The following is a 21,308-nucleotide window of genomic DNA, read 5'->3' as shown; positions in this document are numbered from 1 at the left end:
TAACGCTTTTCTATGTTGGCACGGAAATTGCTTAATATCTTTATAACAATTCAAAATTGAGGTGTTAATCATGACTATTCATTCATTAGATGTCAAAAAGGAAGAGATTTTAACAGAGAAGGATAACGCGCTCGTTGAATTTCAGGAGACGCTGAGGGAAGCCGTTGAAATCATGAATTATCCAAAGCAGGTATTTGAATTTCTAAAGAAACCAATGAGATTTTTGGAGGTCAGCATCCCTGTCCGAATGGATAATGGTCAAACTGAAGTTTTTCAAGGGTTTCGTGCCCAGCATAATGACGCTGCGGGGCCGACTAAAGGAGGCATTCGCTTTCATCCTGATGTAACAGCGGATGAGGTAAAGGCCTTGGCGGGCTGGATGAGCCTAAAATGCGGCATCACGGATTTACCTTATGGCGGGGCAAAAGGCGGGATTATTTGCGATCCGCGAAAGATGAGCCAGGACGAGCTGGAAAGGTTGAGCAGGGGATATGTGCGAGCAGTAAGTCAAATTGTCGGACCGACTAAGGATATCCCCGCTCCGGATATGTATACGAACTCGCAAATTATGGCCTGGATGCTTGACGAATATGATCACATTCGTGAATTTGATTCACCTGGGTTCATTACTGGCAAGCCGATAGCCCTTGGCGGCTCTAAAGGCAGGGAGACAGCAACCTCTAAAGGCGTATTGTATACATTACAGCGAGTTTGTGATTTACGAAAAATGTCTTTAAAAGATACCCGGATTATCATCCAAGGCTTTGGTAATGTCGGCAGCTATCTTGCTAAATATTTATATGATTTAGGGGCTAAGGTCATTGGCATTGGCGATGTATTGGGTGGTTTATATGATGAGAAGGGTCTGGATATTCCATACCTGTTGGAAAATAGAGACTCCTATGGCATCGTATCCAACCGTTTTGACAACTCCATTACGAATCAAGAGTTATTAGAAAGAGAATGTGATGTTTTAATTCCTGCAGCGATTTCCGGGGTAATCCACAAATATAATGCCGAGAGAATAAATTGCCAAATAATCATTGAAGCGGCAAATGGCCCTACGACAAAGGATGCGTTAAAAATACTGGATAAACGGGACATTTTGGTTGTTCCTGATATTTTAGCCAATTCCGGTGGAGTAGTGGTCTCTTACTTCGAGTGGTGCCAGAATAATCAAGGCTTCTATTGGACAGAGCAGGAAGTCGATGCTCGTCTGAAAGAAAAAATGAATGCAAGCTTTGAAAATGTTTATAACACAGCGAAAAAGTACAATGTCAATATGAAAATTGCAGCTTATATTGAAGGAATTGGGAAGTTAGCTGAAGCTTCAAGACTGAGAGGCTGGCTGAAATATTAATCAAATAAGGGGGTATAAATGAATGAAACTTGAAATTTTATCCGAGCAGAAAGAGCGTCAGCTGCTGCACTACTTTTGTCTTATTTCAAATAATCATCGCTATGATTTAGCGATTGGCTATTCAGAACATTTTTTCGGAAAAGCGATGGTAACTTCGATTCAGACAGGAAAGATGGTACTGCTCTGCCAGGATGATACCTTTAGCGAGCATCACTGGGCGGAAAAGCTTGGAATACAAGAAGAGGATATCCCTGAATTTCAGGAATTCTTTGGGCTTGTTTTACAAAGCGGTCCATTTCAGGAGCAATATTAAAATGAGGATAGAAGGTGACTACATGTATTTTGGTGTCCTGCTAAGCCCTTGTTATGGAAGAGTAGAATCGATTCCAGTTAAAAATTCGGCCAGAATTTACGAATGGGAACCATTATTCACGATTAGACGGGAAGATGGCAGTTACGAAATGGTTCAAACGTCCTTAAGTGGAAAGATTGAATCAATTGAAGTGCAGGAAGGGGATGATGTCATCCCAGGAATGGTACTCGCTTACGTAAAAGAGGATTTATTTGTTACCGGCAGTGATTAAGTGGCAGATGGGAAGATGTGGTGCGTATGGGACCATGTCTTCTTTTTTTTAGAATACTATTATAAAAATTCAGAAACTGATGGTAGTATAGAAATAATAAGGTTACAAGGGGGAAGTAAAAGATGTTTTCCGTCGCAAAGGAAAAGATAAAGCCGATAATATCAGTCGCCGTTGATGAAAGTAAGGAAGTTTTCCGTTCAACCTTAAGAAACCTTAAAGAACCATTTATTTTCTTAAAAAAACAAGACCAATTATTTGCTTATGCGGCATTGAATAAACAATTGCAAATGAAGCTGGAGAAGGAAGGCTATTTACAGGAGATACTCCTTGAATACACAAAACCGATTGAAAGCATTTGCAGCCTTAGCGGGCATATTTCATTTACTGATTTATTCCAAATCATTGGGGAACCGTTTGCCCTTATAAAATCGGAAGACGGCAGTTCACAAGGATACATAAGCCGGGAGGATGTTTTGGCGGAGCTTTTTAAGCAGGAAAATAAGAGTGTGGACCTGCTCAAAATTCTGCTTACTTCGATTCCCATGGGGATTTTTGTATTGGATAGAGAAAAGCAGATTATTAATTGTAATGAATCTGGTTTGAAAATGATAAGATCCTCTGCGGATGAGGTGTTAAATTCTTCAGCAGAAAAGATTTTCAGTGTGGATCACCTGAACAATGTTTTTTCTACCGGTAAAACCCTGTTGAATCACCTTGAATTTACGAACGGTGTTGGTGTTCTCGTTGATTACAGCCCAATTGTTGGGTATGACCACCGGGTTGAAGGGGCGGTTATTGTTGTTCAGGACCTGCCAATGGTAGAAGAAATGGCGATGGAAATTGAATATATTAAGGACCTTAATAAAGATTTAAATGCGATTCTTTCTAGTATTTATGACGAAATTCTTGTGGTCAATGCAAAAGGAGAGTTAATCCGCTACAGCGAAAACATTATTCAAGATTTCTGGCATGTGGATTTGCAGGAGCTTATAGGCAAAAATGTTCTTGAACTCGAGGACCAGGGACTGTTTACACCATCTGTTACAAGGCTGGTAATTGAAAAGAAGAAAAAGGTGTCAGTTGTTCAAGAAACAAAAAGCGGCCGGAAAATTCTTGCGGTCGGCAACCCGGTATTTAATGAAAAGAATGAACTGGACCGGATTATTGTGGCATCGCGGGATATTACCGAAACAACAAAATTGAAAAGCGAATTGCAGGAAATGAAAAAGATTTCCGAACAATATAAAAAGGAATTAGATAATTTTAAAAGCAAAGACCGTTTTTTAAAGAAGCTGATATATTGCAGTCCGAAGATGGAAAAAATCATGAGTCAGGTACAAAAGATTGCGGAGTTTTCCTCAACAGTTCTGTTAAATGGGGAATCCGGAGTGGGGAAAGAGGTTATTGCACAGGCAATTCACCATCTAGGAGGACGTTCACATAAGCCGTTTTTGAAATTAAATTGCGGAGCGATTCCAGAAAACCTATTGGAAAGCGAATTGTTCGGCTATGCTAAGGGTGCATTTACCGGTGCCGATAAAAACGGCAAAGACGGCTATTTTAAACAGGCAGATGGCGGGATATTGTTCCTTGATGAAATCGGTGAAATGCCAATGCACCTGCAGGTTAAATTGCTGCGAGTGCTGCAGGAACAGGAAGTTATTCCTGTAGGAAGTACAACGCCGTTTAAAATAAATGTACAAATCATTGCCGCGACCAATAAGAAATTAGCCAAAATGGTCGAGGAAGGCACCTTTCGAGAAGATTTATACTATCGCTTAAACGTAATTCCAATTCAAATTCCGCCTCTAAGGGAACGAACCGAGGACATTTCCCTGCTGGCATTCCATTTTCTGCAGCAGTTAAATGAGAAGTATAACCGGAATTACCATTTAACACCCGATGCTGTTAATGTTCTTGAATTTTATTCATGGCCGGGGAATGTCAGGGAACTGCAAAATATAATTGAAAGATTAGTAGTGACGGCCGATCATCCAGCGATAGATGCAGAATTCGTCAGCCAATTCTTATCATTGGGCTATGAAAATAAGAAAATGAAGCCCGTGATTACAAGAGTCATTCCACTACAGGAAGCCATTGATCATGTCGAGGAACAGCTAATTATGATGGCAATGAAGCAATACAAAACAACCACAAAGGCAGCAAAAGCCTTAGGAATCAGCCAATCATCCGTAAGCAGAAAATATCAAAAAATCCTAAACGATAAAAACATGACGGTAGAAATATAAAAAATGCAGAGGGGTGTCAGGCACCATGTGAATTTTTCACATGGTGCCTGACACCCTTTCGCTTTATGCAGGGAAAAATACTATTATGCAAAATTGCATAAATTTAAAGATCTAACCGCAGGCACTTCCGCTTTTCTAAGTTGGCATGGTTCTTGCAACAATAGATAGTGAGGTATTTAAAAGGAGGAATCGAAAATGGTTGAAGTAAAAGCGAAAGTGATGAATCTGAAGATGTATATTGATGGCGATTGGAAGGATGCCGCAAATCAGGAAACGCGTCCCGTCGTAAATCCGGCAAACGGTGAAGTGATTGCTTATGCTCCTGAAGGAACAATCGAAGATGCCCGTGCCGCTATCTATGCAGCCCGCAAGGCTTTCGATGAAGGTGTATGGTCTGGATTATCAGCACAAGAAAGAGCCTCCTATTTATTAAAAATTGCCGACAAAATTGATGAATATGCCGATGAATTCACACAACTTGAAACAATGGATAATGGGAAGCCTTTAAGGGAAGCCGGTTTTGACGTTGCCGACGCGGCGGCTTGTTTCCGTTACTATGCAGGATTGATTAAAGCGCCGGATGGTCAAACCTATCATGTGGGCGATCCCATGCAAGCAATGGTTGTCCGCGAGCCTGTAGGTGTATGTGGTCTTATCGTCCCATGGAATTACCCGTTGTTAATGAGTGTTTGGAAAATTGCCCCTGCGCTTGCTGCAGGCAATACCATCGTGTTTAAGCCATCAGAAGTGACCCCGGTAACACCGAAAAAACTGTTTGAAATTTTTGAAGAAGTTGGTCTTCCAAAAGGTGCAGCCAATATGGTAATGGGTGCTGGTCCAGTGGTCGGGAATGAAATCGCTTCCCACCCAGAGGTAGATATGGTTTCCTTTACCGGCGGCACTAAAACAGGAAAGCATATCATGAAGACCGCCGCTGACACGATGAAAAAAGTGTCGCTGGAATTAGGCGGCAAATCGCCTAATATCATTTTTGCTGATGCTGATTTTGAAGTGGCTGTCGATTATGCTTTATTCGGCATCTACGCAGGATCCGGGCAGGTCTGTTCAGCCGGTTCAAGAATCCTTGTTGAAGAAAGCATCTATGATCAATTCGCAGCCCGCTTTGTCGAGCGTGCAAAACAAATTAAGGTGGGCCCAGGAAATGACCCAGCTACAGAAATGGGGCCGCTTGTAAGTGCGCAGCATTTGGAAAAAGTGCTTCATTATATTGAGCTTGGAAAACAGGAAGGGGCAACCATTGCCTGCGGCGGGAATCGCATCGTAAGTAATGGCTTAGAAAACGGTTATTTTGTAGAGCCGACTGTATTTGTAGATGTGAAGCAGGATATGCGAATCGTTCAGGAAGAAATTTTTGGTCCTGTTGTCGTCATTCAAAAGTTTAAGGATGAAGCAGAAGCCGTGAAGCTTGCCAATGATACGGTTTACGGGTTGGCAGGAGGAGTTTTCTCAAACGATGGAGCCAAGGCGTTACGGGTCATTAAAAAGCTCCGTGCCGGGATTACTTGGATCAATTCCTATCATCCTACTTATAACGAGGCACCATGGGGCGGCTACAAACAGAGCGGTATCGGCCGCAGCCTCGGAACATTCGGCCTTGAGGAATTTCAGGAAATTAAGCAAATCAATATCAATCTGCAGGTTGAGCCTGTTGGCTGGTTTGAAAACTAAAAATAAGGTTGGAACTGTTTTAAGCGGGCTTGACCTTTTTTACCTCAATTGTAGATATTTTTATAGATTTTGAAGATATATTAAAAAAACTGTAGATATTGTCATAGTTTTTGTAGATATTAGGAGAAAAATTGTAGATATCTGTAGGGAAATGTAGATATCGCCACAATTGGTGTGAAAAAACTAAACGCAAACCCTAAAACACGATTAAAACCTAATAATAAATGAGGAGCGATTAATATGAGTATCGATTTAACACGAGAGACTAAGAATGAGCAGCTGCAAAATGTGACCGAATATATTAACAAGGTTTTAAGTTTAGTAGAAAAGGAACAAATTACGAAGGAAGATGCAGCATGGATTACGAAGGAAACAGTTGACGGCTTCCGTGAACATGTTAATCCTGGTTTCCTTGAGTACCGCAAAACGGTTACAGAAGGCGGTCAATTTGCGGCAGTTGAATGGTCCGATAATGGTGCCTGCTTTAAAGATGTAAACGGAAAAGAATATATCGACTGTCTCGGCGGCTTTGGAATTTATAACGTCGGGCACCGCAATCCAAAAGTCGTGAAGGCAGTGACGGATCAATTAAAGCGGCAGGCGCTCCACAGCCAAGACTTGCTTGACCCGTTAAGAGCGATGCTGGCAAAAATTTTAGCTGACATTACTCCTGGCGATTTAAAATATGCCTTTTTTACTAACAGCGGCACGGAGAGTGTTGAGGCGGCATTGAAGCTTGCCAAAATGTACAGCGAGCGGACGACGTTTATTTCAACAACCCGCGCCTTCCACGGAAAGAGCCTCGGGGCATTATCCGGTACGGCAAAAGGAATGTTCCGCAAGCCATTCCTGCCGTTAATCCCTGGCTTCCGTCATGTACCATTTGGCGATATTGAAATGATGCGGAAAACGTTTGAAACGTGTGCGCTTGTCGGTGAGGATGTGGCGGCTGTAATCTTAGAGCCGATTCAAGGTGAAGGCGGAATTATTCTGCCTCCTGAAGGCTATTTAAAACAAGTCCGTGAGCTTTGTGATCAATATGGCGCATTGTTGATTTTTGACGAAGTGCAGACAGGAATGGGACGTACTGGAAAAATGTTTGCAGCGGAATTATATGATGTGGTGCCAGACATTATCTGTCTTGCCAAAGCCTTTGGCGGCGGCGTGATGCCAGCCGGGGCGATTGTTGCGAAGGAGGATGTGTTCAAGAGCTGGTTCCCGAATCCATTCATGCATACAACTACATTTGGGGGCAACCCATTGGCATGTGCTGCAGCAATTGCCACAATTGGTGTATTAATTGAAGAAAACCTGCCGGAAAGAGCGGCTGTTGTTGGTGAATATTTCCTTGAAGAGCTGAAGAAAGCGGCGGCGGAACATGAAGATAAGGTGCAGGAAATTCGCGGTCAAGGTCTAATGATTGGGATCGAATTTCATAAGGATGAAATTGGATATGAAGTATCAAAAGGAATGTTTGATCATGGGGTCCTTGTTGCCGGTACTCTCATCAATTCCAAAACAATCCGTATTGAGCCGGCCTTAACCATCAGCTATGAAGAAGTCGACAAAGTGGTCAACACCTTCAAACAAGTATTGGAGCAAGTAAAGGAAGTATAATCAGTCAAGTTTTTTCTAAAAAGCAATCGGTACATGTTACCGATTGCTTTCATTCCTACTAAAATCAAACATTTAAAATATATATATTACTGGGGGAGATCAAAATTGGACGATCGATTTGTTAAGCAGGAAACAGCCATACCGGGACCAAAATCATTAGCAATATTAGAGCGGAGAAAGCAATATGTGCCAAGGGGAATCAGCAATAATTGCCATTCCTTTGTAAAAAGGGCACAGGGGGCGGTTGTTGAAGATGTTGACGGTAATTTCTATATTGATTTTGCTGGTGCTATTGGAACGATAAATGTCGGTCATTCCCACCCAAAAGTGGTCGAGGCTATCCAAGAACAGGCAAGTCAGTTTATTCATACGGGATTTAATGTCATGATGTATGAATCCTATATTGATCTTGCAGAGAGGCTATGCATGCTGGCACCTGGCGATTTTGCTAAAAAAGCGGCCTTTTTTAACAGCGGCGCGGAGGCTGTAGAGAATGCCGTGAAAATTGCCCGCAAATACACGAAACGGCAGGGAATTATTTCTTTTACGAGAGGCTTTCACGGTAGAACCTTAATGACGATGACAATGACAAGCAAGGTAAAGCCTTATAAATTCGGCTTCGGTCCTTTCGCTCCTGAAGTGTATAAGGCGCCGTATCCGTACGTTTACCGCCGTCCGGAAGGGATGAGCGAACAGCAATACAGCGACATGATCATTGAACAGTTTGAACAATTTTTACTTGCTGAAGCTGCCCCAGAAACCATTGCCGCTGTTGTTATGGAGCCTGTTCAAGGGGAAGGCGGCTTTATCGTGCCTGATATAGCTTTTGTTAAAAGAGTAAGAGAAATCTGTACGCAATATGGAATTCTTTTTGTCGCCGATGAAATTCAAACGGGGTTTGCCCGGACAGGTAAATACTTTGCCATTGATCATTTTGGCGTTGTCCCTGATTTAATGACCATTTCAAAGTCGATGGGGGCAGGAGTGCCGATCAGTGGTGTAATTGGACGAGCTGAGATTATGGATGCCGCAGAGATTGGTGAAATCGGTGGAACTTATGCCGGAAGTCCGCTTGGCTGTAAGGCGGCGCTAGCGGTGCTGGATATTATCGAAAGCGAAAAACTCAATGAACGGGGCGAAATGCTCGGTACTAGAGTGATTGAAAAAATGAAGCAGCTTAGCTTTCGCTATGACTGTATTGGCGAGATCCGCGGCTTAGGGACCATGTGTGCGATGGAAATCGTCAAGGATAAACAGACGAAAACACCTGATAAAGAAGGGGTAGCAAGGCTGGTAAGAGCAGCAGGTGAGCGCGGACTGCTGTTATTAAGTGCCGGGCTTTATGGAAACGTTGTTCGTCTTCTGATGCCGATTACCATTACAGATGAACAGCTTGAGGAAGGATTCCAAATACTTGAAGAAGCCTTTTCAGTCGTTTATGATAAAAATGTAACTATACTTGCTGGGAGGTAATGAAATTGGATGTCGTGAATCAAGGGTATCAAATTTATCCGATGTATCTTGATGGAAAATGGGTCGGCAATGATTATGAAATTTTTACCGAAGTGATCAATCCAGCAACAAAAGAAGTAGTAGGAGCCATTCCGACTGGCGGGGCAACGGAGGCAAAGCAGGCGGTTGATGCGGCGCACCGTGCTTTTAAAACGTGGTCGAAGAAAACCGCTGAAGAACGCAGCCGTTTACTTATGAAATGGCATCAATTGATAGACGAAAACAAACATGAGATTGCTAGAATTATGACAATTGAGCAAGGCAAGCCGTTGAAAGAGGCACTTGGCGAGGTACAGTATGCTAATGGCTTTATCTCTTGGTATGCAGAGGAAGCGAAACGTGTTTATGGCGAAACCATTCCAGCATCCCATCCGAATAAGCGGATCCTCGTTCGTAAAGAGCCTGTAGGGGTTGTGGCGGCCATTACACCGTGGAACTTCCCGGCTGCCATGATTACAAGAAAGGTAGGACCTGCACTGGCTGCAGGGTGTACATGTGTGGTCAAACCGGCGAACCAGACACCGCTCACTGCCTTAAAAATGGCTGAGCTTGCTCATGAAGCGGGGATTCCAAGCGGAGTTATAAATATTATTACTGGTAAATCATCTGAAATCGGGGATGTTTGGCTGAATGATCCACGCGTGACGAAGATTACCTTCACAGGCTCAACCGAGGTTGGTAAAACTTTGATGCGCGGGGCTGCTGAGAATGTTAAAAAGGTATCGCTCGAGCTTGGTGGTAATGCTCCATTTATCGTTATGGATGATGCCAACTTAGCTAAAGCCGCGGCTGGACTTGTGCAGTCTAAATTCCGCAACGCAGGTCAAACCTGTATTTGTACAAATCGTGTTTATGTCCAAGAGAGCGTGGCAGAGGAGTTTACTAATCTATTCAAAGCAGAATTAGAGAAACTAAAGGTGGGTAATGGACTTGATGAGGGAGTAGATATCGGTCCATTAATCGATAAATCAGCATATCGAAAAGTTGAAGCGCTTGTTAATGATGCGGTTAAACACGGCGGTAAGGTTGTCTATACCGGATCGAAGCCTGAGGATATAAACGGCTTTTTCTATGCGCCAACAATTTTAACGGATATTAATGACGATATGGAATGTATGCGTGATGAAATCTTCGGACCGCTTGCACCGATTTCAACCTTTAAAACAGAAGAGGAAGTTATTGAACGGGCAAACAATTCACGCTTCGGATTAGCTGCTTATGTCTATACCGAAAATCTAAGCCGCTCCTTTAGAATTACCGAGCAGCTGGAATATGGAATTGTCGGTTTAAACGACGCTCTGCCATCAGTCGTTCAGGCACCGTTTGGCGGCTACAAAGAGAGCGGTCTTGGCAGGGAAGGCGGTCATTTTGGAATTGATGAATTTTTAGAAGTGAAATATATTTCAATTGGGTTGGAATAATTTAATCTTTAACAAAGCCGCGGCTGAGAAAGAGTTATAGCCGCGGCTTTTTGTTTACCTGAAATAACTTTATATTTGTAATACTGCTGTGTTACGATAAAGTGAAAAAGAGTTGCTTTGGAAATGGGGGCAGGACTTTGATTAAAACGATTATGTTTGATGTTGATGGAGTTTTGTTGAGTGAGGAACGCTATTTTGATGCATCCGCACTGACTGTTTGGGAAATGCTGATGAGCCCAAACTACTTGGGGCTTTCCCCTAAGAAATTTAACACGAACCCCAGCGAAAAGGAAATAAAGGATATCAGAGAAACTGTATTCCAGAATGATAAGGTTCTAAAGTTTCAAAAATCCCGCGGCTTAAACGCCAACTGGGACATGATCTATCTTTCCTTCAGCCACCAGCTCATCACCTTACTTGCACAAATCAAAGTAAATGAGTTGGATAAAATAACCAAATGGTGTCAGGCACCAATTAATCGTGGTGTATTAGTGGAAATTGGCCAGGTACTCGCCCAATACGAAGTTAAGATTGATTTTAGTTCGTTTATAGCGGATTTTGAACAGTCGACAGCGATGAAGGATGGGCTGCTTGGGCACCTTAATGTTCTTGTGAGGGAGAAGCTGGGTGTGGAGACCTCTATTTTTGAAAAAGGAGAGCTTTGGTTTGTCTGCGAGCATGTTTCTCAGGAATGGTATGTCGGTGACGAGCACGTTCTAGCCTCAACCGGAAGGCCTTCGGTACAAACCGGTAAACAGGGCTTTCTGGCGAACGAAACCACATTAGCTCCGAAAGAGGAAATTGCCGAGCTGTTTCAGTTCCTGTCTTCATCTGGATATACGATCGGAATTGGAACGGGCAGGCCTGAACTGGAAACGATTCAGCCGTTTCAACATTTACAATGGCTGCAATATTTCGATGTGAGCCGAATTGTTACTGCTGATGATGTTTTGAAGGCGGAAAAAGAAAATGCTGATCAGTCTTCGTTGTCTAAACCGCATCCATTTACATATATCATGGGGCTTAAAGGAAAGGGTGCATCTGTAAAGGAATGTTTGGAAACAGCTCTGCCGATAGAAAATAGTGAAACTGTCCTTATTGTCGGCGATTCATTGGCAGATCTCTTAGCAGCAAGACAATTGGGCTGCCAGTTTGCCGCAGTCTTAACAGGACTGTCGGGAAAAGCTGCCCGCGCAGAATTTGAGAAGCATAAGGCGGATTATATTTTAGATTCTGTTCTTGATGTAAAAACGATTTTATAACAAAAAAGAGGGATAGCATGACAAATGCAATCCCTCTTTTATATAACCTTAAATACTTTCCACCTTCTGCGGTTCCCCATGCCCAGGTTCAAGAGCATCCATGTTGGTTAATTCCAGCAGTTGTGCTTCCTCTAAACCGTCGATATGAGTTAATTCACGCAGCACCTCGGCACCTAGGCCTTTATCAAGAGTCAGCACCATGATCGCCTCACCGCCAATCTCCGCCCGTCCTACCTGCATTGTCCCAATGTTAATTTGATAGTCCCCTAGTAAGGAGCCGACCTTTCCGATCATGCCCGGCACGTCTTGGTGTTTGATATATAATAGGTATTTTTCCGGTTTTACATCAATTCGGTATTCGTTAATTTTCACAATCCGTGCACCGTAACCATTTAAGACGGTGGCACCAATGCGTGCTGTTTCGGTACCTTGGGATACGGATAGCTCCATATAGTTAGCAAATCCTTTATTAGTGGCATTTTTTTGCACATTATAGGAAACGCCCTGCTCCTTCAGAAGATGAAGTACATTAATGAGATTCACAGAATCGCTTAAATGATAGGATAATATTCCCCGCAGTAATGTACGAGTCAGTAATTCAGTGTCTTCATCTATTAAATCACCATAGTAATGGATATTAATTTTTCCGGGTGCCTGCCTTTTCAATAATTGAATCACCAGCTGGCCGATTTGATCCCCAAGCAGTAAATATGGCTGCAGTTTTGCCTGGGTTTCACCGGACATTTGTGGCATATTCACAGCATGTTGAATGGATTGTGTTTCGAAAATATCAATAATTTCCTTGCTGACCTCCTGGGCCACTTTTTCCTGTGCTTCAACCGTCGATGCCCCTAAATGTGGTGTAACAATGATATTTGGGTTTTGCAGTAATTCAGGGTCAGCAGCTGGTTCTTTTTCAAAAACATCGAGCGCCGCTCCGGCTACATGACCTGATTGAATCGCCCGAACCAAAGCTTTTTCATTAATAATCCCGCCGCGGGCACAGTTAACAATACGGACACTTTTCTTGGTCTTGGCTAAAAACTCATCATTAATAATTCCTCTTGTGTCATTGGTGAGCGGGGTATGGACAGTGATAAAATCAGACTCGGCGGCGATTAAATCAAGGCCAGCCTTTGTTATGCCCAGCTTTTTCGCACGCTCTTCCGTTAAATAAGGGTCAAAGCCCAAAATATTCATGCCAAAGCTCTTTGCTCGTTTGGCTACTTCTGTACCGATTTTCCCCATGCCGACAACACCGAGTGTCTTTTTGTACAATTCTACCCCTTTAAAGGAGTTGCGGTCCCACTCACCGGCCGCTGTTTTTTGGTGTGCTTGAGGAATCTTTCGGGCCAATGCCAGCATCATCGCCAGTGTGTGCTCGGTGGCGGCAATAGTATTGGCTCCCGGGGCATTAATAACAATTATTCCTTTTCTAGTGGCGGCATTCACATCAATATTATCAACCCCGACCCCTGCACGGGCAATAACATGCAAACGGTCTGCAGCTTGAAGCAGTTCTTCCGTCACTTTGGTTTGGCTCCTGACAATTAGGGCATCGTAGGTACCAATAATATTTTTTAATTCTTCTGTATTCAGGGTTGGCTGACGGTCTACGATAAAATGCGGGTGATCTAACAAACTTTTTAAACCAGTATGGCTAATTCCGTCTGTAACAAGTACTTTATACATTTCCTTCTAATCCTCCCAGCTCTTATTAATGATCGATCTTCCTTCTTATAACTTTAATGATACTCCCATGCTGCTTATTACTTTAAAAACAAAAACGCCCCTCATAACAGACATAATGGTCTTGTTATGAGGGACGTGAATAAACGTGGTGCCACCCTCTTTTGCCGCAAAGTAACATACACGGCCTCGGATCAGGTAACGGGTTCAACCGGGCTTGCCTACTATTCACAGTTCAGCAGCCAGTTCAGAAGGGCTGGGCAAGATCAAGCTTTAGCGTAAGTTGCATAAAACCTTCTCACTTAAGAATTGACACCGGTTTTCAGCGGCCACCGGCTCTCTGAAGCCAATTCTTAATGCCGTCTTCATCATCACTATTATTTTATAAAATGAAATTATAGAAATTTCAAAATTATTAAATATAGGGATTATTCTACATTCCTTAATCCGTAATGTAAAGGGGCAAAAGATAAAAAATTTCATACATTTTTCGAGAAAAATTTTCCCTGTAACAATGAAACTCAAGAGCGGTGAGGTGGTAAGCGGTTACACCAAGTTTAAACTCGAAATATACCTATTGTAAAAAGATTCAGAGAATCATATAATGTCTACAACAGAAATACATTTGTACACAGTGGGAGGACACTTAAGGAGGAGGGGGAAAGGATGAAATCAATCTCGATTGGTTTGTTAGGTTTAGGTACTGTCGGAACGGGTGTTGTTAAAATTATTAAGAATCATCAGGATCAATTGATGCACCAAGTAGGATGCCCGGTAGAAATAAAAAAGATCCTAGTACAAAATGTACATAAAAAGAGACCAGTTGAAATTGACCCAAATATTTTAACTTCAAATGCTGATGATATTTTATTTGATCAGGATATTGATGTTGTAATCGAGGTAATGGGCGGAATTAATGCAACAAAAGACTATTTGATTACGGCGCTCCGTCAGGGAAAACATGTAGTTACGGCCAATAAAGATTTAATGGCCCTGCATGGTTCCGAACTGCTGACTGTTGCTTCCGAATATGGCTGTGACTTGTTTTATGAAGCAAGTGTCGGCGGTGGTATCCCTATTTTAAGAGGATTGGTTGATGGGCTGGCATCGGACCGAATCACGCAATTGATGGGAATTGTCAACGGAACTACTAATTACATCTTAACGAAAATGACGAATGAAGGAAGATCCTATGATGAAGTTCTGAAAGAAGCGCAGGAACTTGGATTTGCCGAAGCTGATCCAACTTCGGATGTCGAAGGCTTGGATGCGGCTCGTAAAATGACAATCCTAGCGACATTAGGATTTTCTATGCATATCGATTTAGATGATGTACAAGTACGCGGTATATCGAATGTAACCGAAGAGGATATTAAATATGGTAAGAAGCTAGGCTACACAATGAAGCTGATTGGCTATGCCCATCGCGAAGGCGAAAAGGTTGAGGCCAGCGTTGCGCCTACATTCTTGTCCAACAATCATCCGCTAGCTTCTGTCCAGAATGAATATAATGCCGTATATGTATATGGTGAGGCAGTAGGCGAAACGATGTTTTACGGACCGGGAGCAGGAAGTCTGCCAACCGCGTCGGCTGTTGTTTCCGACTTAGTTGCGGTTATCAAAAATTTGCGAATCGGTGTCAATGGAAAGAGTGCGGTAACACCGCAATATCCGAAGCGGTTAAAGGAAGACAGCGAAAAGTATTCAAAATATTTCTTGCGGATTCATGTGCAGGATGAAGTAGGTGTCTTTGCTGAAATCACCACTATTTTTGCGAAACATGGGGTAAGCTTTGAAGAAATCCTTCAGCTGCCAATTAAGAAAAATGAAACATCTGAAATTGTATTAGTAACACATCAAGCATCACTAACAAGCTACGAACAGATTTTACAAGAATTACATGATTTACAAGCAGTCAAAAAAGTAAAAAGCACATATAGGGTTGTGAGGAAATAATGATGAGATGGCCAGGATTATTAGAAGCATATAAAGAATATTTACCAATCAATGAACAGACTCCTAAACTTACGTTAAATGAGGGGAATACACCGTTAATTAAGCTTGATAGGCTGTCCCAGGAATGGGGAGTTGATCTTTATGTAAAGGTGGAAGGCGCCAACCCGACCGGTTCCTTTAAGGACAGGGGGATGGTAATGGCGGTTGCCAAAGCGGTTGAAGAAGGCAGTAAAACCGTCATCTGTGCTTCCACCGGAAATACATCCGCCGCTGCCGCTGCATATGCGGCACGCGCAGGAATCAGCTGTATCGTTGTCATCCCTGAAGGAAAAATCGCAATGGGGAAACTTGCTCAAGCGATGATGTACGGGGCGGAAATTATCGCCATTGAGGGAAACTTTGATCAGGCATTACAGATGGTTCGCAACATTAGTGATGTAGAACCGATTACACTTGTTAATTCCGTTAATCCTTTTAGACTTGAAGGACAGAAAACAGCCGCCTTTGAAGTTTGCGATCAGTTAGGTTTTGCACCGGATATCTTGGCGATTCCGGTTGGAAATGCCGGTAACATCAGCGCATATTGGAAAGGGTTTAAAGAATATAACGATAAAAAAGAGACAGGGCTGCCAAGAATGTTTGGCTTTGAAGCTGCAGGGGCTGCCGCGCTCGTTCACAATCGTGTATTTGAAAATCCGGAAACCATTGCTACCGCAATTCGGATCGGTAACCCGGCAAGCTGGAATTTGGCTGTCAATGCCGTTCAAGAATCTGATGGGCAGTTTGATGAGGTGACAGACGAAGAAATCGTTGCTGCTTATAAAAAACTAGCTTCAACCGAAGGTGTTTTTGCTGAACCTGCTTCATGTGCATCCATTGCGGGCGTTTATAAAAGTCTCCAAAATGGCAAAATCACCAAGGGATCAAAAATTGTTGCCGTCCTAACAGGTAATGGCCTAAAGGATCCGGATACTGCCATCAATAGCAGTCTTGTGACACCAACCCAATTGCCAAACGACGAAAAAGCGGTGGCGGACCATATTCGAGGGGTTGTAGCCAATGGCTCAAAATAATCGCCTGCTGATTAAGGTTCCAGCAAGTACTGCTAATTTAGGACCCGGATTTGATTCTATGGGCCTGGCTCTAAATTTGTATTTAACCCTTGAGGTTGAAAAAAGCGAGCGATGGGAATTTTATTCTTCCAATCAGGAACTAGCAGAGCTTCCAAATGGCGAACAGCATTTTATTGCGCAAGTGGCTCTAGGGGCTGCAAAGAAATATGGAAAAGAATTATCCCCATTTAGAGTACAGCTTGAAAGTGAAATTCCGCTGGCACGAGGGCTAGGCTCCAGCGCATCCGCCATCGTTGCCGGGATTGAACTTGCCAATTTGGGCTGTGGCCTGAATTTAACGAAAGAAGACAAGCTCCTGTTAGCAACAGAGCTTGAAGGCCATCCGGATAATGTCGGTGCTTCCATATATGGTGGTCTTGTCGTCGGCTGCTATCAACAGAACGAAGTCGATATGTTGTCTTTTACAAACTTACCAATTGAGGTTGTTGTGGCTATACCAAACGAAACTTTATTAACAAAAGATTCGCGAGGTGTCCTGCCTGATACTTTTTCGCGAAGTGAAGCCATCCAAGCATCTTCGACAGCGAATCTTCTGGTTGCGGCATTGTTAAGCGAAAATTGGGCATTAGCGGGTAAAATGATGGAGTGCGATCGTTTTCACCAGCCATACCGGAGGCCGCTTATACCATTTTATCAGGACGTAGAAACAGCCGCTAAGAAAAATGGTGCATTTGGTACGGCCCTAAGTGGTGCTGGTCCAACTGTCATTTGCTTTACGGAGCAGGGTAAAGGTAAAAAACTTGCTCGTAGCCTGCAGCAGAGTTTTTCGGAAATGGCAATAAAGCTGCTAGAAATTGATTATTATGGAAGTATTGTGGAAGATTGTAAAGAACAATATTCACTTCAACGAAAGAAACTTGTTTAAGCATAAGGAAGGGCGGCGCTATTGCTGCCCTTTTCCCAATAGTTTCGGATTTTGGGTAATTTTTTATTTTTGAAATATATTTTTTCTTAACAATGTTATAATTTAATGGTGTAAAACGTTAAAACGGGAGTGAAGTAAAATGAATCTGCAAGTAAAACGTGCTTACAACTTTAATGCCGGCCCATCTGCCCTTCCACTTGAAGTGTTGGAAAAAGCGCAGCAGGAATTTATTGATTTTCGCGGCACTGGCATGTCTGTGATGGAATTAAGTCATCGCAGTTCCGATTATGAAGCAGTGCACAATCAGGCAAAGGACTCTTTGAAAGAATTGCTGTCCATTCCGGAGGATTATGAAATCCTATTTCTCCAAGGCGGGGCAAGCCTGCAGTTTTCAATGATTCCAATGAATTTCTTAAAGCCGGAGCAAAAAGCCGGATATATCCTGACCGGTTCTTGGTCAGAAAAAGCCTTCAAAGAGGCAAAGTTATTTGGAAATCCTTATGAAGCAGCAAGCACAAAAGAAGGTAATTATAGCCGGATTCCACAGCTGGATGAATTGAATTATAATGCCGATGATGCCTACCTCCATTTAACTTCTAACAATACCATTTTCGGTACCGAATGGAAGGAGTTCCCTAGCGTAGATGTTCCTTTGATCGGTGATATGTCAAGTGATATCCTGTCAAAACCAGTGGATGTCAGCAAATTTTCGTTAATCTATGCTGGTGCCCAGAAAAACCTTGGACCTTCAGGTGTCACAGTTGTGATCGTTCGTAAGGACTTTATCGAAAAAGCGAATAAAAATATTCCGACCATGCTGAAATACAGTACACATGCGGATAATAATTCCTTGTATAATACTCCTCCTACTTTTGGTATTTACATGCTTGGTGAAGTGTTAAATTGGGCTAAGAGCATTGGTGGGATTACAGAAGTCGCTAAGCGAAATGAAGAAAAAGCTAAATTGCTTTATGATGTAATTGACGAAAGTAACGGCTTTTATACAGGGCATGCTGAAAAAGACAGCCGCTCGTTTATGAACGTTACCTTCCGAGTGAAGGGTGAGGAACTAGAAAAGAAATTCTTGGCTGAAGCGGGTCAAGAAGGGTTTGTTGGTGTAAAAGGCCACCGTTCCGTTGGCGGCTGCCGTGCATCTATCTACAATGCTGTTCCATATGAGGCCTGCAAAGCGTTCAGCGAATTCATGAAACAATTCCAAAAAGGCAACGGATAAAAGAAACGCCTTGAAACTATTTTAATTTTTGATATCTTCATAAAAACTGCCCGTTGGCGGGCAGTTTTTCCTTACATTTCAATGGTATTTTTTTAAAAATTGCTCAAAATCAACCTTGCTGAGTGGTTTGCTAAATAAGTAGCCTTGCATTCGCATACAATCCTTGGAAAGTAAAAATTCCTTCTGGTATTCCTCTTCGACACCTTCCGCGATGACATCAAGATGAAGACTGCGGGCAAGATTAATGATTGCCTCAGGAATCTCCGTATTTCTAAGGTCTTTGTCAATATTTTGAATGAATGACTGATCAATTTTTAAGGTGTTAATAGGTAAATCTTTTAAGTAGCTTAAAGAAGAATATCCTGTTCCGAAATCGTCAATCGAAACCGCGATCCCGAGATCCTGTAAGGACTTAAGAGTATGGACAATTTCACTTGAATTCGATAAAAGAATACTCTCGGTAATTTCAATTTCTAATTGCCCGGGTGGAAGTTTACTTTCAGCCAGTATGTCCTTTACTTTTTGGAGCATTACGCAAGGCTCTTGAAATTGCATCGCCGAGAAATTAATCGAAATGGTTAACGGCTGTGAGAGGTTCGAATTCCAGTCACTTACCTGTTTGGAAGCGTGTTTCATTACAAAATCCCATAATGGCTGAATCAGCCCCGTATCTTCCGCTATTGGAATAAACACTTCCGGTGAAACAACCCCGAATTCTTCATCGGTCCATCTTACAAGAGCCTCCGCTCCAAAAATAGTTCCCGTTTTCGCATTAATTTTTGGCTGGTAGAAAACCTCAATTTTTTCATTTTCTATTGCGTTTCTCAAATGTGCTTCTAATCGTGGCCTTTCTATTTCAGATGGATTTAACTTTTGGGAATAAACGGTGACTCTATTGCCGCCTTTATTTTTCGCAGAATACATCGCAACATCAGAATAAATAATGAGCGTGTCGATATTATCTGTATGCTCCGGATACATACTAATTCCGCAGCTTGCACTGAGATAGATTTCATTATCGTTAATGGAATAGGGTCGTTTTAAATTATTCACCAATCTTTCGGCGGCTGCCTGAGTTTCAGCTAGTGTACGGTTTTTTAGCAAAATAATAAATTCATCGCCGCCCTGTCTCGTTAAAATGGCATTCTTGTCATTTGGAAAACAATCCTTAATCCGATCGGAAACTATTTTTAAAATTTCATCCCCTTTGTTATGCCCAAATGAATCATTCACCTGCTTAAATCGATCCAAATCAATAAACAAAACGGACACCGTTTCTCCTGTCTCAGTTGCATGGTCAATAATTTGTTTCAATTTTTCTTGAAAATAGCGTCGGTTTAACAGCCCCGTTAATGGGTCATGAAAGGCCTGGTATTCAATCAGTTCTTTACTTCGATTTAAATCCTCTACATAGCTGCGTAAATGTTTTGACATTGCATTTACGTTTTCTGTCAAAAGACCTAATTCATCTTTACGTTTCAAGTTTAAGATTTTCCCAAACTTCCCTTGGGCAATTTCATTCACCTGGTCCACGATATACCCGATTGGCTGAGTAATCGATCTGGAAAAAATAAAGCTGATAATTAAAACGATAATCATAATAACAATAGAGAGAAGAATATGGACAAAAAGTTCATGAGTCAGCTCCTCCTGAATTAACCCATAATCGTATACAAGACCGATGACAAATGGCAGATCATTTTTTGAAAACACAGGTACAAATGTTTTCATGATCATTTTGCCTTTAAGATATCCTTGATAAGTTTGATTTTTTTTCGAATTAATGGCTTTTTTGACCATCGCAGCGTCGGTGGCAATGTTTTGATATTGATATTTTCCATACCATATCGGCTGGGCTGAAATTCGAATATATTTATTTCCGTTTAAATGAACGATTTCTTCTTTTTTTCCAAAATTTTTTGGATTAAATACGGTAATCTCTAATATCCCTTCTTCTTTCGTAAAATCACGGATGATTTTCCACGGACCGAATCGTTTTTCATAATCAGTTACTTTATCGCGAAAATAGGGATTGATTATATAATTCGTGGAACCGTCATAATAATAGCCCCATTTATCAATATGATTTGGGTTGGAAGAAGCGACTTCAATCGGACCAGTCCAATAATTTGGCAGGGTGAGCCCTTTTCCAACAGATACCGGTTTCAAAGCAAAAAGCTGCATATAGGCGTCATACCAATAACCCCAGCCGTTTGTGCCCATTCCGATTTCTTGACGGTCAGACGATCTTACTCCGACAATGTCATCTTTCGTTTTCGCCAATAAGGTAATATGGGAGACCCCGGATTCTTTCGCCAGCCTTTTAAGCTGTTCATTGGTTATATCCTGATAATGGGGTGGAAGAGCATTCTTTATAACTAATGATGCTGTTCGTAAGTCTCTGCCAAGGATATCTTCAACGTACAGGCTGCTATTCTTAGTGTTTTTCACTTGGTAGGAAACTTCCTGCACGATCATTTTGATTATTTTTTTATTGTAATCTAGCAGCTGATTTTTCGAACGCATATAATGAAAGACATTATTAGTTAGCAAGATGAAAAATACTAATAAACAGAATATTAATGGAATCTTTTTCTTAAGCGACAATTCCCCACACTCCCAACAGCTTTCTTATCTATCTATTTTTTTTGAATAAAGATATTTTTATTAACATAGAAAAAATTTCGCTTCATATCTTGATTGTTATTGTTTTCTTTTTACGCTCGTACCCGATTTA

At 42.0% G+C, this 21,308-nt stretch carries 15 protein-coding genes; 13 read left to right on the top strand and 2 right to left on the bottom strand.

From position 1 onward, the window contains the following. Positions 1-70 precede the first annotated feature (70 nt). The 9 genes from A6749_RS06455 to A6749_RS06415 all read left to right on the top strand — a co-directional run bounded on the left by A6749_RS06455 (position 71) and on the right by A6749_RS06415 (position 11,694). Positions 71-1,360: a Glu/Leu/Phe/Val family dehydrogenase gene (locus tag A6749_RS06455; protein WP_066386407.1), complete on the top strand. Its 1,290-nt coding sequence runs from the start codon at positions 71-73 to the stop codon at positions 1,358-1,360. Positions 1,361-1,382: 22 nt separating this feature from the next. Beyond that, positions 1,383-1,673 carry an SAV0927 family protein gene (locus A6749_RS06450; protein WP_066386401.1) on the top strand — a complete coding sequence of 97 codons (291 nt, stop codon included), beginning with the start codon at positions 1,383-1,385 and terminating at the stop codon, positions 1,671-1,673. Position 1,674: 1 nt separating this feature from the next. Continuing rightward, positions 1,675-1,944 carry a biotin/lipoyl attachment domain-containing protein gene (locus tag A6749_RS06445; protein WP_236719626.1) on the top strand — a complete coding sequence of 90 codons (270 nt, stop codon included), beginning with the start codon at positions 1,675-1,677 and terminating at the stop codon, positions 1,942-1,944. Positions 1,945-2,066: 122 nt separating this feature from the next. Continuing rightward, positions 2,067-4,193, top strand: a complete 2,127-nt coding sequence (locus tag A6749_RS06440; protein WP_066386400.1) for a sigma 54-interacting transcriptional regulator — start codon at positions 2,067-2,069, stop codon at positions 4,191-4,193. 216 nt (positions 4,194-4,409) lie between these two features. After that, on the top strand, positions 4,410-5,882 hold the full coding sequence (locus A6749_RS06435) for an aldehyde dehydrogenase family protein (RefSeq protein WP_066400852.1): 1,473 nt from the start codon (positions 4,410-4,412) through the stop codon (positions 5,880-5,882). Positions 5,883-6,122: 240 nt separating this feature from the next. Further along, positions 6,123-7,499: a putrescine aminotransferase gene (locus tag A6749_RS06430; RefSeq protein ID WP_066386394.1), complete on the top strand. Its 1,377-nt coding sequence runs from the start codon at positions 6,123-6,125 to the stop codon at positions 7,497-7,499. A gap of 105 nt (positions 7,500-7,604) precedes the next feature. After that, positions 7,605-8,972, top strand: a complete 1,368-nt coding sequence (gabT, locus tag A6749_RS06425) for a 4-aminobutyrate--2-oxoglutarate transaminase (RefSeq protein WP_066386390.1) — start codon at positions 7,605-7,607, stop codon at positions 8,970-8,972. 41 nt (positions 8,973-9,013) lie between these two features. Beyond that, positions 9,014-10,432, top strand: coding sequence for an NAD-dependent succinate-semialdehyde dehydrogenase (locus A6749_RS06420; protein ID WP_066400851.1), 1,419 nt, complete (start codon positions 9,014-9,016; stop codon positions 10,430-10,432). 137 nt (positions 10,433-10,569) lie between these two features. After that, on the top strand, positions 10,570-11,694 hold the full coding sequence (locus tag A6749_RS06415; RefSeq protein WP_066386388.1) for an HAD family hydrolase: 1,125 nt from the start codon (positions 10,570-10,572) through the stop codon (positions 11,692-11,694). Between the two features lie 48 nt (positions 11,695-11,742). On the opposite strand, the gene serA is transcribed toward A6749_RS06415, so the two are convergent. After that, entirely contained in the window at positions 11,743-13,386 is a 1,644-nt protein-coding gene (gene serA, locus A6749_RS06410) for a phosphoglycerate dehydrogenase (protein ID WP_066386383.1), read from the bottom strand. 663 nt (positions 13,387-14,049) lie between these two features. Between serA and A6749_RS06405 the strand changes: the two genes are divergently transcribed. The 4 genes from A6749_RS06405 to serC all read left to right on the top strand — a co-directional run bounded on the left by A6749_RS06405 (position 14,050) and on the right by serC (position 18,571). After that, positions 14,050-15,339 (top strand): homoserine dehydrogenase, encoded by a 1,290-nt coding sequence (locus tag A6749_RS06405; RefSeq protein ID WP_066386382.1) that lies wholly within the window; start codon positions 14,050-14,052, stop codon positions 15,337-15,339. A gap of 2 nt (positions 15,340-15,341) precedes the next feature. Then, a complete protein-coding gene (thrC, locus tag A6749_RS06400) occupies positions 15,342-16,412 on the top strand; it encodes a threonine synthase (protein ID WP_066386380.1) in 1,071 nt (356 codons plus the stop codon). Next, positions 16,399-17,337 (top strand): homoserine kinase, encoded by a 939-nt coding sequence (gene thrB / locus A6749_RS06395; RefSeq protein WP_066386374.1) that lies wholly within the window; start codon positions 16,399-16,401, stop codon positions 17,335-17,337. The genes thrC and thrB overlap by 14 nt, the downstream gene beginning before the upstream one ends. A 139-nt stretch (positions 17,338-17,476) precedes the next feature. After that, entirely contained in the window at positions 17,477-18,571 is a 1,095-nt protein-coding gene (gene serC / locus A6749_RS06390; protein WP_066386372.1) for a 3-phosphoserine/phosphohydroxythreonine transaminase, read from the top strand. 78 nt (positions 18,572-18,649) lie between these two features. Here the strand turns inward: serC and A6749_RS06385 are convergent, their stop codons facing one another. Beyond that, positions 18,650-21,178, bottom strand: a complete 2,529-nt coding sequence (locus A6749_RS06385; RefSeq protein ID WP_066386370.1) for an EAL domain-containing protein — start codon at positions 21,176-21,178, stop codon at positions 18,650-18,652. Positions 21,179-21,308 lie beyond the last annotated feature (130 nt).

This window comes from Neobacillus mesonae (assembly GCF_001636315.1).
GTDB classification, from domain to species: Bacteria; Bacillota; Bacilli; order Bacillales; family Cytobacillaceae; genus Neobacillus; species Neobacillus mesonae.
This window is presented reverse-complemented; position numbering and strand designations above follow the sequence as displayed.

Coding starts and splice junctions, on each gene's coding strand:
- A6749_RS06455 (WP_066386407.1), top strand. CDS start 71: ATGACTATTCATTCATTAGATGTCAAAAAGGAAGAGATTTTAACAGAG.
- A6749_RS06450 (WP_066386401.1), top strand. CDS start 1,383: ATGAAACTTGAAATTTTATCCGAGCAGAAAGAGCGTCAGCTGCTGCAC.
- A6749_RS06445 (WP_236719626.1), top strand. CDS start 1,675: ATGAGGATAGAAGGTGACTACATGTATTTTGGTGTCCTGCTAAGCCCT.
- A6749_RS06440 (WP_066386400.1), top strand. CDS start 2,067: ATGTTTTCCGTCGCAAAGGAAAAGATAAAGCCGATAATATCAGTCGCC.
- A6749_RS06430 (WP_066386394.1), top strand. CDS start 6,123: ATGAGTATCGATTTAACACGAGAGACTAAGAATGAGCAGCTGCAAAAT.
- A6749_RS06420 (WP_066400851.1), top strand. CDS start 9,014: ATGTATCTTGATGGAAAATGGGTCGGCAATGATTATGAAATTTTTACC.
- serA (WP_066386383.1), bottom strand. CDS start 13,386: ATGTATAAAGTACTTGTTACAGACGGAATTAGCCATACTGGTTTAAAA.
- A6749_RS06405 (WP_066386382.1), top strand. CDS start 14,050: ATGAAATCAATCTCGATTGGTTTGTTAGGTTTAGGTACTGTCGGAACG.
- thrC (WP_066386380.1), top strand. CDS start 15,342: ATGAGATGGCCAGGATTATTAGAAGCATATAAAGAATATTTACCAATC.
- thrB (WP_066386374.1), top strand. CDS start 16,399: ATGGCTCAAAATAATCGCCTGCTGATTAAGGTTCCAGCAAGTACTGCT.
- serC (WP_066386372.1), top strand. CDS start 17,477: ATGAATCTGCAAGTAAAACGTGCTTACAACTTTAATGCCGGCCCATCT.